Origin of the sequence: Leucobacter fengyongliangi (assembly GCF_050971685.1) — a bacterium.
Lineage (GTDB): Bacteria > Actinomycetota > Actinomycetes > Actinomycetales > Microbacteriaceae > Leucobacter.
On record NZ_JBPCEU010000001.1, the window covers coordinates 206,837 to 218,667 of the forward strand.

Annotated in this window: 13 protein-coding genes; 3 read left to right on the plus strand and 10 right to left on the minus strand. The window is 67.8% G+C overall.

The features are described from left to right. Positions 1–26: 26 nt before the first annotated feature. Positions 27–1,541: an SDR family NAD(P)-dependent oxidoreductase gene (locus ACR0R4_RS00935; RefSeq protein WP_433645448.1), complete on the plus strand. Its 1,515-nt coding sequence runs from the start codon at positions 27–29 to the stop codon at positions 1,539–1,541. Positions 1,542–1,589: 48 nt separating this feature from the next. Here ACR0R4_RS00935 and ACR0R4_RS00940 read toward each other — a convergent pair whose 3' ends face one another. The 5 genes from ACR0R4_RS00940 to ACR0R4_RS00960 all read right to left on the minus strand — a co-directional run bounded on the left by ACR0R4_RS00940 (position 1,590) and on the right by ACR0R4_RS00960 (position 7,513). After that, the gene (locus ACR0R4_RS00940) at positions 1,590–2,729 is read right to left on the minus strand and encodes a N(5)-(carboxyethyl)ornithine synthase (RefSeq protein ID WP_433645450.1); all 1,140 of its coding nucleotides are present in this window, start codon (positions 2,727–2,729) and stop codon (positions 1,590–1,592) included. 134 nt (positions 2,730–2,863) lie between these two features. Then, entirely contained in the window at positions 2,864–4,024 is a 1,161-nt protein-coding gene (locus ACR0R4_RS00945; protein ID WP_433645451.1) for an acyl-CoA dehydrogenase family protein, read from the minus strand. After that, a complete protein-coding gene (locus tag ACR0R4_RS00950; protein WP_433645452.1) occupies positions 4,021–4,857 on the minus strand; it encodes an ABC transporter permease in 837 nt (278 codons plus the stop codon). The genes ACR0R4_RS00945 and ACR0R4_RS00950 overlap by 4 nt, the downstream gene beginning before the upstream one ends. Further along, positions 4,854–6,827 carry an ABC transporter substrate-binding protein gene (locus tag ACR0R4_RS00955; protein ID WP_433645453.1) on the minus strand — a complete coding sequence of 658 codons (1,974 nt, stop codon included), beginning with the start codon at positions 6,825–6,827 and terminating at the stop codon, positions 4,854–4,856. Before ACR0R4_RS00955 ends, ACR0R4_RS00950 begins: the two co-directional genes overlap by 4 nt. Positions 6,828–6,943: 116 nt before the next feature. Then, positions 6,944–7,513, minus strand: coding sequence for a TetR/AcrR family transcriptional regulator (locus ACR0R4_RS00960; protein WP_433645454.1), 570 nt, complete (start codon positions 7,511–7,513; stop codon positions 6,944–6,946). Positions 7,514–7,637: 124 nt separating this feature from the next. On the opposite strand from ACR0R4_RS00960, the gene ACR0R4_RS00965 reads away from it, so the two are divergent. Both ACR0R4_RS00965 and tatA read left to right on the plus strand, forming a co-directional pair. Next, the gene (locus ACR0R4_RS00965) at positions 7,638–8,159 is read left to right on the plus strand and encodes a DUF4242 domain-containing protein (protein WP_433645455.1); all 522 of its coding nucleotides are present in this window, start codon (positions 7,638–7,640) and stop codon (positions 8,157–8,159) included. 124 nt (positions 8,160–8,283) lie between these two features. Beyond that, positions 8,284–8,490, plus strand: a complete 207-nt coding sequence (gene tatA / locus ACR0R4_RS00970; protein WP_433645456.1) for a twin-arginine translocase TatA/TatE family subunit — start codon at positions 8,284–8,286, stop codon at positions 8,488–8,490. Here tatA and ACR0R4_RS00975 read toward each other — a convergent pair. The 5 genes from ACR0R4_RS00975 to ACR0R4_RS00995 are packed head-to-tail and all read right to left on the minus strand — an operon-like array spanning position 8,487 to position 11,801. Further along, a complete protein-coding gene (locus ACR0R4_RS00975) occupies positions 8,487–8,708 on the minus strand; it encodes a ferredoxin (protein WP_433645457.1) in 222 nt (73 codons plus the stop codon). The genes tatA and ACR0R4_RS00975 overlap by 4 nt on opposite strands. Positions 8,709–8,716: 8 nt before the next feature. Beyond that, positions 8,717–9,910 carry an NADH-ubiquinone oxidoreductase-F iron-sulfur binding region domain-containing protein gene (locus tag ACR0R4_RS00980; RefSeq protein ID WP_433645458.1) on the minus strand — a complete coding sequence of 398 codons (1,194 nt, stop codon included), beginning with the start codon at positions 9,908–9,910 and terminating at the stop codon, positions 8,717–8,719. Positions 9,911–9,912: 2 nt separating this feature from the next. After that, positions 9,913–10,467 carry a ferric reductase-like transmembrane domain-containing protein gene (locus ACR0R4_RS00985; protein ID WP_433645459.1) on the minus strand — a complete coding sequence of 185 codons (555 nt, stop codon included), beginning with the start codon at positions 10,465–10,467 and terminating at the stop codon, positions 9,913–9,915. After that, positions 10,460–11,359, minus strand: coding sequence for an FAD:protein FMN transferase (locus ACR0R4_RS00990; RefSeq protein WP_433645460.1), 900 nt, complete (start codon positions 11,357–11,359; stop codon positions 10,460–10,462). Before ACR0R4_RS00990 ends, ACR0R4_RS00985 begins: the two co-directional genes overlap by 8 nt. A gap of 1 nt (position 11,360) precedes the next feature. Beyond that, positions 11,361–11,801: a hypothetical protein gene (locus ACR0R4_RS00995; RefSeq protein WP_433645461.1), complete on the minus strand. Its 441-nt coding sequence runs from the start codon at positions 11,799–11,801 to the stop codon at positions 11,361–11,363. Positions 11,802–11,831: the final 30 nt, after the last annotated feature.

Consider the following 11,831-nt stretch of genomic DNA (forward strand, 5'->3'; position numbering starts at 1 on the left):
CATAACGCTGGCGTAGAATCGGCACAATGACCCAGGCCTCAGAACGTGATGAGCATCTCGGTGAATCGGTCGACCCCGCCGAGCTCGACATCACCCTGCGGGTGCTCGCCTCGATCCACCAGCTGCCAGAGGAACACCCCGACTTTCGGGCCGTGCGCCGGGCCACCGCCTCGATGTTCAAAGAGGTGAAGCGCGTGCGCCGGCGCGAGATTCGCGATGCCGTCGCGGCCGCGGACAAGGCGGTCATCGCCGCGACCGCGACCGGGGCGGCCGACCGCATCGACGACGAGACCCGCGGCATCGAACTCTCGACGTCGAGCGATGCGCCGATCGCGGGCGAGCTCATCAAGCCGCGCAACTGCTACATCTGCAAGCAGCCGTACACCCTGGTTGACGCGTTTTACCACCAACTCTGCCCCGAGTGCGCGCGGTTCAGCCACGGCAAGCGCAACGCCCGCACCGACCTCACCGGCAAGCGCGCACTGCTCACCGGGGGCCGCGCGAAGATCGGCATGCACATCGCGTTGCGTCTGCTGCGCGACGGCGCGCACACCACGATTACCACCCGCTTTCCCCGCGATGCCGCACGGCGGTTCGCCTCACTTCCCGACTCAACCGAGTGGCTGCACCGGCTGCGCATCGTCGGCATCGACCTGCGCGATCCGTCGCAGGTGATCGCGCTCGCTGATTCGGTCGCCGCGCACGGCACGCTCGACATACTCATCAACAACGCCGCACAGACCGTGCGCAGGTCGCCCGGCTCTTACTCGCTGCTCGCAGATGCCGAGCTGCAGCCGCTCCCCGACGGGCCGTTGCCCGAGATCGAGACGTTCGGGCACACGGCCGACCAGCACCCGCAGGCGCTACAGGCCTCCGTCGAGGCGCACCCGCTGCTCTCGGTCACGGCCCTCGCGGGCACCGTCGCCGCCGGGCGCACACCAAATCTGACGGCCGAGAACCTCGCCGAGATGGCGATGACGGCCGGGTCCGCTTCCCTCGAAAAGCACGCCGACGGCACAGCGATCGACGCGGGCGGCCTCGTGCCCGACGTGAATCACGTGAATAGCTGGGTGCAGAACGTGGAGGATGTCGATCCACTCGAGATGCTCGAGGTGCAGCTGTGCAACACGACGGCGCCGTTCCTGCTGATCAGCCGACTGCGCGCGGCGCTGGCGGCCTCGCCCGCCCCGCGCACCTACATCGTCAACGTGTCGGCAATGGAGGGCCAGTTCGCTCGCCGCTACAAGGGGCCCGGGCACCCGCACACCAACATGGCGAAGGCCGCGCTGAACATGCTGACGCGCACGAGCGCCGGCGAGATGTTCGAGACCGATGGCATTCTCATGACGGCGGTCGATACCGGGTGGATCACCGACGAACGGCCCCACTTCACCAAGGTGCGTCTCGCGGAGGAGGGGTTTCACGCCCCGCTGGACCTGGTGGATGGCGCGGCCCGCGTGTACGACCCGATCGTGCGCGGTGAGGCGGGCGAAGACCTGTTCGGCCATTTCTTGAAGGACTACCAGCCCAGCCCCTGGTGAGACCCCGGGCCCTGATGTGGCCGGGGCCGCGACCTGGTCGGTGGCCGGTTAGCGCCGCGGGTAGGGGTACTCGGCCTCGCGATTCTGGAAGGCGAGAACCGCGGGGTTTCGCACGATACCGTCTTGAATCTCGATGGCCTTTCGGAGGGTCTCGTTGTCATTCCAGGCAGCGGGCCCCGCGATCATGGGCTCGAGGTATGACAGCAGTGCGTCGCTGATCTCCCAAGTAGCCGAGTTCCAGAGTAACGAGGGGGTGTGATCCACCGCGTAGTAGTGCACTCGATTGCCGACCTCAAACATTGGCTCATCGAAGGTCGTGGGCTTGGCCCAGCTGAAGCCCATGCCCGCGTCGCACGATACGTCGACGATCAGCGATCCAGGCCGAAACGCGTCGAGCTCGTCGGTGGTGAGGTAGACGATGGGGTTCTCGGGATCTTGCAGCGTGCAGTTCACCACGATGTCGCTCTCGGCGAGATACGGGGCGAGGTGCACGCGACCCTCGTCTTCGATGGTGACGTAGCTATCGCCGCTGCCTTCTTCGTGGTCGATCTGCACCATCTGGGCCGAGGGGATCGGTGAAGCGACCGCTGAAATGTTGCGCATGGTGAGCACGCGCACATCGTGGATCCCGTGGGCGTTCAGCGCGGTCACCGCACCGCGGGCCGTGGCGCCGAACCCGATGACGGCAGCGGTAAGGCGCCTGCCGTAGTCGCCCGTGGATCCCATGAGCTGCAGGCTGTGGATCACCGAGGCGTACCCCGCGAGCTCGTTGTTCTTGTGAAACACGTGGAGGCCGAAGCTGCCGTCGCTGTTCCAGTGGTTCATCGCCTCGAATGCGATGAGGGTGAGCTTCTTGTCGATCGCGAGCTGGGCGATCTCAGCGTCTTGCACGCAGTGCGGCCAGCCCCACACGGTCTGGCCGTCGCGCAGCCCGGCGAGATCGGCGGGCTGCATCTTGGGTGCCAAAATCACGTCACAGTGCTCGATCAATTCGGCGCGGCTGAGGATGCCGCCCACGTGTGGCGCGAGATCGTCGTCGCTGACGTCGAACTTGTCGCCGTATCCGGCCTCGAGGAAGAGCGAGGAGGCGACCTGCGGCTCGATCCGCTGAAAATGCCCGGGATGTATGGGGAGTCTGTATTCGTTTTCTAGCGATGAATGGCCGAAAATTCCTATGGTCAACTTCACGTGCGCACCTGCAACTTGTTGTGTGAGGGGACGGGCCGAGATCGTGCAGGCCTGTCCTCCCCGAGGTCGAGCCTAAATTGACCCGGTGTCTCGAACACTACGGCATCGCGTGGCGAGTCTCATCAGGCTCGGCCTCAAATCGAATAGGTTTCGGCGGGAAAGACCCCGAGCTGTTCGAGCTCTTGCAGCAGCTGGATCTCACTCGGCGACTGCACGGGCAGGAAGCTGGCCTCGCGCAGGCGTCGGTTCGTGGCGCTCGTCGTGACGTAACCGCGGCCGCCGACGAGCGTGGACTCGTGCCGCGCGGCGGCGTGCGCGAGCCGGGCACTCTCATATCGGAGCAGCGTGATCTCTTGCGGGGTCGCCAGCTGCAGATCGGCGGCAACCTTGTGCAGCGTCTCGGTCAGCTGCGCGTGCTGCGCGACCAGCCGCGCGTGGTGGGCGGCGAGGATGCCACCGGGGCCGGCGAGGAAACCCGCGGCCTCGGTCAGGCAGCGGCCCGCGATCCCGAGGCAAAAGGCGGACTGGAGCGTGAGGTGCGTGCTGCGGCGTGCGCGAGCCGCGTCGAGGGAGGTGGCCACGACGCGGCTCAGATCCACCCGGAGGTCATCGAATTCGAGCATGGCCGACCGGGTCGCCCCCAGCGCGAGGAGGTCGTTCACCGGTGCCGTCTTCAGCCCAGCCTCACCGACCGTTGCGCAGAGGATGACGCGTGCGCCCGCATCCTCCTCGGCGGCTTCGGCGTCTCGCCCGGTGCCGATACTCGAGGTGCCATCCGCGCGGGCCGCGACCACCCGGGCGGGGAAGACGATCACGGTGCCGGGGGCGATGTTTGAGGCCCACGCGATACGCCCGGTCACCCGGTATCCGTCACCATCGGGCACGGCACGCGTGGGAATGGAACCCATGCCCGCGAGCTCCTGCATCGCGGTGGCCATGGCGATCGACCCAGCCCGCTCGCCGGAAAGCAGCTCCTCGAGGAGATCGTCGAAGCCGCCCGCGGCCCTGAGGTACTCGACCACCATGCGGTGCGCCCAGAGCGAGAATGCGGAGCTGAGGCACTCCGCCGCGACCGCTTCCAGCAGCCTGACGTACGTGCCGAGCGCGAGAAGCTCCGCGTCCATGTCGAGACGCAGCGCGCCGAGCGCGCCGAAGCGCTGCAGCCCGGCCTCTGCGGGTGCGCCCGTGCGGTCGGTCTCGGCTGCGGTGGCTGCGGCGATCCCAGCGGCCTCGCGGATGAGCGCGTCGACTCCAAACTCGCTCATGCCGCCCGCGCTCGCCTGGCCCAGCATCACGCGCCCTGCTTCCCGGTGCGCGAGCGCACAATTCGGTGGATCCCTCGGAAGATGCGGTCGAGCAGGAAGCCGAGGAGGCCGATGGCCAGCATGGTCGCGGCGAGGGCTGCGTAATCGACGTTGTCGCGGGCGTTCAACACGGCATACCCGAGGCCGTTCGTGACGCCGAGCATCTCGGCCGGCACGAGCACGACCCAGGAGATGCCGAGCGCTACCCGCACCGCTCCCGTAATTGGTGCCGCGAGCGCGGGGATCGCGGTCGTACGAACGGTCTCCCACCGCGTGGCACCAAGAGAGCGAGCGACGCGTGCGAACCCGGGGTCGAGGGCGCGCACGCCCGCGGCGACACCCAGCACGATCGGCCAGACCGCAGCCAGGGCGATGAGCGCGATGACCGCCGCGGATCCGGTTCCGAGCAGAACAAGCGCGAGGGGCGCCCACGCCAGGGGGGAGGTCATGCGGAGCAGCTGCACGAGTGGATCCGTCGCCTCCTCCACGAGTGCACGTGAGCCGAACAGCACGCCCAGGGGAACGCCGATCATCACACCGATGCCAAGCCCGGCGAGCAGCCGATAGAGCGACACGGCGATCGCATCGAGGAAGGCCGGATCTGCGAGCAGCTGCGCGAGCCCAAGCACGGTGGATCGGGGCCCCATCTTCGAGACCACCGGGTTGGCGGCGAACACGACCTCGGCGATCACCCACCACAGCACCACCGCCGCAAGGATGACGAGGAGGCGCACACCGACGCGAACGAGCGGCGAGGGCGCGGGATTCGTGACCGTTCGCTTTGCTGAGGTGGAAACGGGAGAAGGGGAGGTCAGCACGCTCACGGTTGCACCAGTTCTTTCCGGGTCGGGGAAGCGCCAAAGACCGAGAGGCCGCCTGCCGCTTCGATTGCGCGAGAGTTGATAGCGGTGCTCACGAGATCCTCGTGCACCTTGGCAGGATCGAGCTTCGCGAGCCACTCGGTATTGGCATCGACGGTGGTGAGCCTGAGCTCCGTGACCAGCCGTTCCGTGTAGCTCGGGTACGCGTAGGGCTGGAATCCGATGCGCGGCTGATTCCACTCGGTGTGCTCGACGGCTCCTGAGGACGCGTAGGCTTCGTGCGAATCACGGTGCTCGACGAGTACCTTGGCAATTGCTGCGGGGGGCTGCGGGAGGTACCCGCCAGCACTGAGTCGATCAGCTGCGGCCGCGCGATCCGCCAGAATCAGGCTCTGCGCCGCGACGACCGCGTCGGCGACCCGCTGTGCCAGCTCGGGCCGCTCGGCCACCAGGTCTTCGCGCACCACGGTCACGCAGCAGGCGTGCTCCTTCCACACGTCGCCGGTAAAGCGGAGGATCTTCCCGATGCCCTGCGCCTCGGCCACCGCGCAGAAGGGCTCGGCGACGATGTACCCCGAGATGGCTCCGTTACCGAGGGCGGTCGGCATGTCGGCGGGGGCGAGCACGACGAGCTGCACGGTGCCGGCCTCGACGCTCGGCGGCGTGTTGATGACCGCGGTGAGACCTGCGGCGCGCAGCATCTGCTGCAACACCACATTGTGGATCGAGAACCAGCCGGGCACCGCAACGGAACTCCCCGCGAGTGCGGCCACATCGCCGATCTCATGCCGCACTGCGAGCGCCGAACCGTTCACGTGGTTCCACGCGAGCACCTTGATCGGCACTTCGGCGTCATAGCGCAGCTGCATCGCGAGGGGCATCAGCAGGTGCGCCACGTCGATGCTGCCGCCCTGCAGCGCCTCGACCAATGTGGCCCAGCTGCGGAAGAGGGTGGGGGTGGGGGTGTCGATCCCGCGCTCGGAAAACGCGCCCGAGTCGTGCGCGATGAGCAGCGGCGCCGCGTCGGTGATGGGCAGGTAGCCGATGCGCAGTTCCGCGCGCTCGATCTCCGCAGCCTCTGTGGCCTCGGGCACCGGCTGCTGCGCGTTCGCGGCGGACCGCACGAGCGCGCTCGCCGCGATGGGGAGGGCGATCAGGGCACCGGCGGCGGCGACCGAGATGAATTCGCGCCGGCTGCGTGCGCGGGGGGATCTGACCGGTGTCACCTCGTCGACATCTTCCAGCTGGGTGAAGCTTTGCAGCAATTCGGATTCGAGCGCGACGGGGTCGGTGCCTACGGCATCGAACACCTCGAGCGCACCGCCGCGCTTCAGCACCGCGATGCGGTCGCCGAGTCGCACCGCTTCCGACAGGTCATGGGTCACGAGCACCGTGCTGAGGCCGAGCCGGCGGTGCACCTCCCGCAGCCACTGCTGTGTGTCGGCGCGCGTTACCGGGTCGAGCGCCGACAGCGGCTCGTCGAGCAAGAGGAGCGTGGGAGCCGCCGCCACAGCGCGCGCGATCGCCACGCGCTGTGCCTGCCCGCCCGAGAGTTCTTCGGGCATCCGGTCGGCGAGTTCGCCGATGCCCAGCTCGTGGAGCAACCGGTGCACCCGCTCGTCGGCATCGTGCGCGTGCCCGATCCCGCTGCCGCCATTCGCGCGAAACTCGAGGCCCAGGCGCACGTTTTCCTCGGCAGTGCGCCAGGGCAGCAGCCGCGGCTCCTGAAACACGAGCCGCGCTGAGCCCCCGGTGTCTTCCGGGCGACGCACGCTTCCGCTGGTGGGCTGGATCAGGCCCGCGAGGAGTCCGAGCAACGTCGACTTCCCCGCGCCCGACGGGCCAACGATGGTGAGGAGCTCACCCGGCAACACCTCAAGGCTGAGCTCGGGGAGGAGGACGGTGGTGCCGCGCGTGACGCGCGCGCGGGTCAGGGAAGCGACCGGCTGTGGGTGGTGTGTTGGCTGCGACAAGCGGGGCTCCTGAATGCACGGGCGAGGTGAGTACCGGGCCGAGCGTAGCAAGAGATCAGACCGGTCTGTTCACCGAATGAAACATTACGTTACATAATGCCACCCAGTTACTGGAGTTATGCAAATTTCGCGTGAGTCGCTTCGATGAGGTCGCGTGCCATGTCGCGGGCGAGGACGATGGGTGCCACCGTGCGCGACACTTTCGCACCGAGCAAGCAGCCGTCGTAGAGAATCTGGATCTGATCGGCAAGTGACTCACCTGAGCCACGCTCTCCGATCGCATTGAGCCATTGCTCCCGCACCCAGTCACGGTGGCGGCGCACCGCCGCTGCGATCGGGAGCTCTGGGTCGGGAAACTCGTTCAAGGCGTTCGCGTAGATGCAACCGGTGAAATTTCCCACCACGGATGCTTTCTCGGCAAGGTCGAAGGATGCGAGCACGTGATCCATACCCGGGTAGAGCTTCGCGGTGTGTGCCCGATAGGACTGGCGGTCAGCGGCGTCGCGTCGCTCCAGGTAGGCGACGATGAGAGCTTCCTTGGAGCCGAACGCCTGGTACAGGGTGGCTTTCGCGACCCCCGCTTCGGAGAGGATGCGGTCGATTCCAATGCTGCGAATACCCTCTCTCGCGAAGAGGGTGCTCGCGGTGTCGAGGAGGCGATCGGGGGCCGGGGTCAGCGTGCGCACCCCCTCATGTTACGACGTGCAACGTGGCTCGGTTGTTTGTGGCGGAAATGGGAGACGCATCGGGTAGCCTGTGCAAAACAGACAGATCTGTCTGATGAGAGTGCGTGTGAAAGGAATCGAGAACATGGGACTATTTCTTGTCGAGGCTGAGCTTGCTGTCGAGAGCCGTGATGAGGTGGATGCGCTCATCCAGCACATTGCGTCGCATTACCGCAGCTCTGGCGGCGACCTGGTCGAGGCGCAGGTGCCGGCAACCCTCTCCCGCGCATTCCTGATTCTCGAGGGCGACGATTGTGCGGGTGTTGCGCTAGACAACCTGGAACTGGACGGCGTGGAGAGCATTAGCCCGGCTGTACCCGTGCGGTTGATCGGCGCGACCGTCGACGAGGTGCGCGCCCAGGGCGCTGGCGCAGGATACCTCGTGGAGTGGGATATTCCCGAGGAGATCACGATGGAAAAATACCTCGCGTCAAAGCAGGCGAAGACGCCGCTGTACGACACTCTCGATGATGTCGCGTTTCTCCGCACATATGTGCGCGAAGACACGCAGAAGTGCCTGTGCTTCTACGATGCCGATTCCGAGGCGGCCGTGCGCAACGCGCGCGAGGTGGTGTCCACCCCAATCAGTCGACTGCACGCGCTCTGACCGTGCCGGGGGTCGGGTTTGCAGGAGTAGAATCCGATGTGCTTCGCCAGACGCACACCGGCCGAGCAGTTCGTGCCCACGCTGCACTTCTGACAGCGGGGCCTTTTCTGGAGGGGAGAGCGCCGTGATTGGCAATCTCAGCGGAATTCACCTGGTCGCGATTCTGGTCATTGTTCTGCTCCTGTTCGGCGCGCCCAAGCTTCCCGCTCTGGCCAGAAGCCTCGGCCAGTCGATGCGGATCTTGAAGCAGGAGGTCAGCACTCAGGACGAGCCGACCGACCCGGCCGCGGCTCCGAGCGAGAAGCGCGACGAGGGCTCTCCGACTCCCTAGTTGGGGCCAAGCAGCGTCAGCGCGAGTCGGGGGCACAGCGCCACGGCATCGCGCACCGCGGCAAGTTCACTCTCGGCAAGCGGAACGTTGGTGCGCTCCGCAGCCGGTCGCCCCTGCGCGAGGGGGAAGCCGTCCTCGTCTGCGATGAGCGTGGGCGCGAGCAGCTCGATACACGCCCCGCGGGCCTGGCACCTGGTCCAGTCGATGTGTAATCTCATGTGGCCGGTCATGCTGCGCGCACCAGGGTGCAGGTGCCGGCGGCGTGAGCCGCTGACTCGGCAGCAAAGACGCGGGCCGCGGATCGCGCGAGCCGCACCGTGCCATCCGGATGGTGGCACGCCCCGCGGCCCGCGATCGTGTCGCCCCGCCGCTCAATCCGTTCGGCTGCGGCCATGTCGCCGCGCGCCAGCGCGTGCACATCGTGACTGAGCCGCGGCAGCCCGGCTGTGCACGGGCCGCACTGACGCGCCGACTGCGCCGCGAGGTACTCAACGATCGAGGCGGTGACCTGGAGTGGGCAGGCAGTGCCCTGCAGCGCGAGGATCACGCCGGCGCCGGAGCTGAGCCCCCCGTCGCCGCGTCCGGTCGTGAGTGGCAACGCGATGTCCGCAGGCCCGATCCACTGCCCGTGATACCCGCCGACGAGCACGGCCGAGGTGGCCTGTGGATCGAGTCCGCCGGCCTCCAGTACGTCGCGCACGGTGCTGCCTCCCGGGAGTTCGAGCACCGCGCGCGGGCCGGCCTCGGTGGCGAGGGTGAAGAGGCGCGTGCCGGGATCCGCTGCGATACCGGCCTGTCGAAACCAGGCACTTCCGAACCGGGCGATGAGGCCGATGTGCGCCATGGTTTCGGCGTTGAACAGCAGCACCGGACCGCGGGGCCGTGCAGCGCTGGTGAGGCGGTAGCGGTGGTCTGAGGGTACGGCGCGATCGCCGTGCACGCGGGCGACGACCGCGCTCGCCTCGCCGGCCACGAAGGCATCGACCTGTGCGCGCACCCGAAACCGCTTGCGGTCGGGCCGCTGGCCAAGTGCCCGCTCGGCGGCCTCAACGCTGCGGGGGTGGGTAACCAGCGTCAGTTGGGCGCGGGGGGCGAGTGCGTCGCCGAGGGCCCGCAGACCGTCGAACACGAGGTGAGGGGTGTCGCGCAGCAGCGCCGAGTCCTTCGAACTCAGCGGTTCGCCCTCGGATGCGTTCGCCACAATCATCCGGGGAGCTTTCTCCAGTGCGGCGATCTTCCGCCCGGCGGGAAACCCCGCGCCACCGCGGCCCGTGAGGCCGGAATGCTCGACCTCGCGAACGAGGTCGATGCCGGGGGGCAGCTCGCCCCACACCCGTAGGTGTGCCCGATAGTCGCTCCCGGTGGGTGATGCCAGGAGCCGAGCCGCTGCGGCTGTCTGCGTGTGCAGGGTGACGTGCATGACTACCTCCGCTGGTCCAGGGTTGCGGCAACCGTGCGCCGACTGGCGGCGATGCGGTACCCCACCGCTGCGAGCACGGTGGCGAGTGCGGCGACACTCAGGCCGAGGTACCACGCGCTTCCGGCATCGGTGCCGCTGCCCAGGCCGTGCGCGAGCGCCAAGGCCCAGAGCGGATAAACGGCCCAGTGGATCGCGCGAAACACGATGGCCGGGAGGCGGTGGCGGGCGAGGCTCGTGATGATCACCGCGACGAGCAGGTCGGCGGCGACTGTGCCGAGGCCCCGCCACAGGGGGTCGGCGGCAGCGAGGAAGGGGACGAAGAAGTCGATCACGCGCACCTGCGCGTACGGGTCGCCCAGCAGGGTAAGGATGTGAATTCCGAGAAACACCGTCGCCAGGAGCGAGACGTCGCGATGCACAACGCTGACGGCGAAGCGTGGCAACCCCGGCAGTGGCCTGCCGCGCCAGGTGAGGATGCCGAGCACGATCGTGCCGGTGAAGAGCAGGAGCGACACGATGCCACTCGCGCGGCTGATGGCCCACAGCACCTCAGACATGTGCGTGCTCCTTGACGCTCGGCCACCGCTGGGTGCGCACGACGTCGCCACTCGAGGTGACGAGACGCGCCGGGATCTGCCGCGCTTCCAGCCAGCTCGGCCCGGTTGAGCCGAGCACGATCGCGGCGGTTGCGGCGCTATTGGCATGCGCGCAGCTCCCGGCGATGCAGGTGGCCGCGCCCCAGGTATCTGCGGCCGGATGTCCGCTTCGCGGGTCGAGGATGTGCGAGGTCGCGGCACCGCCGGCCGGCAAGCGGCGGTGCCGCGTGCTCGAGGTCGCGATCGCGGCCCCTCCGGTCAGTGCAACCCGCTCGAGCGGATCTTGCGGCATGTCTTGCACGGTGATCACCCAGCCACCCGAAGGGCCCTGGGGGGTCGTCGCAATGTCGCCGCCGAGGGAAACGAGCGCGCCCGCGCGGATGCCGCTCTCAAGAGCTCGTTCGATAATGAGGTCGCTCGTGGTGGCCTTGCCCGTGGATCCAAAGTCGAAGCGCACCCCCGCGGGTGCGGTGAGCGTGCGCCCGTTGAGCGCCACGTCGCGCCAGGTGGCGCGAGACGCGACGCTCAGGGGAGTGGGGACGCTCCCCGCGGCGACCCAGCCGTGTTGGTGCAGGAGCGTGCCGAGGGTTGGATCGACGAGGCCGTCTGTGAGGCGCGCGCCGTCAAGGGCATCGCCGAGGATGCGCGCCAAGACCTCCGAGACCTGCGCCCCGGATGCGAGGTGGGTTGCGAGCGCCGCAATCTCGGAGTCAGTGCGAAACCTGCTGCACGCTCGATCCACATCGTCGATGGTCTGTTCGGCGATGCTGCGGAGCCACGGGAGGTCGGCCGGATCCACCACTGCCACTTCGGCGACCGTGGACCAGACCGGCCAACTGGCGGAGGCGGTCATGTTAGGAACCAGCGGTTGTGGCCTGTGAGACGGCGGTGCTGGAGGGTGCGACCGGGGCCGCGCTGCCACCGAGGTTCCAACTCGCGGACGAGGCCGGGGCCTGGGTCGTGCTGCTCGCGCCGCTGGTCGCGCGACCTTCGTACTCGTCATCGCCGTTGTCATCATCGGAGTCTGATTCGTCGCCCCAGCCGTGGTCGTCGTCGTCCCAACCATCGTCACTGATGCTCTGGCTTAAGTGAACCCCGACGACCGCGGCAGCGTCATCTCCTGCGGGGCTGCTGCTGGCAGTGGTGGCCGCGCTCGCCGTATTCTCCGTGCTCGAGGCCTGGGTGGTCGCCACCCACAGGGCTGCCGCGCCGATTCCAGTTCCGGCGAGGGTTGCCGCAACCAGGGTGCCGGTCAGTGCGCGTGCCCGTCGAAATCCATCTTCTCGAATGGTCATTGCAAGTCCTCTCGTCGTCACCGAAATGCC

Excerpts from the sequence above, each read along its gene's own strand:
- ACR0R4_RS00935 (WP_433645448.1), top strand. The coding sequence starts at position 27 with ATGACCCAGGCCTCAGAACGTGATGAGCATCTCGGTGAATCGGTCGAC.
- ACR0R4_RS00965 (WP_433645455.1), top strand. The coding sequence starts at position 7,638 with ATGGGACTATTTCTTGTCGAGGCTGAGCTTGCTGTCGAGAGCCGTGAT.
- ACR0R4_RS00975 (WP_433645457.1), bottom strand. The coding sequence starts at position 8,708 with ATGAGATTACACATCGACTGGACCAGGTGCCAGGCCCGCGGGGCGTGT.
- ACR0R4_RS00980 (WP_433645458.1), bottom strand. The coding sequence starts at position 9,910 with ATGCACGTCACCCTGCACACGCAGACAGCCGCAGCGGCTCGGCTCCTG.
- ACR0R4_RS00985 (WP_433645459.1), bottom strand. The coding sequence starts at position 10,467 with ATGTCTGAGGTGCTGTGGGCCATCAGCCGCGCGAGTGGCATCGTGTCG.
- ACR0R4_RS00990 (WP_433645460.1), bottom strand. The coding sequence starts at position 11,359 with ATGACCGCCTCCGCCAGTTGGCCGGTCTGGTCCACGGTCGCCGAAGTG.
- ACR0R4_RS00995 (WP_433645461.1), bottom strand. The coding sequence starts at position 11,801 with ATGACCATTCGAGAAGATGGATTTCGACGGGCACGCGCACTGACCGGC.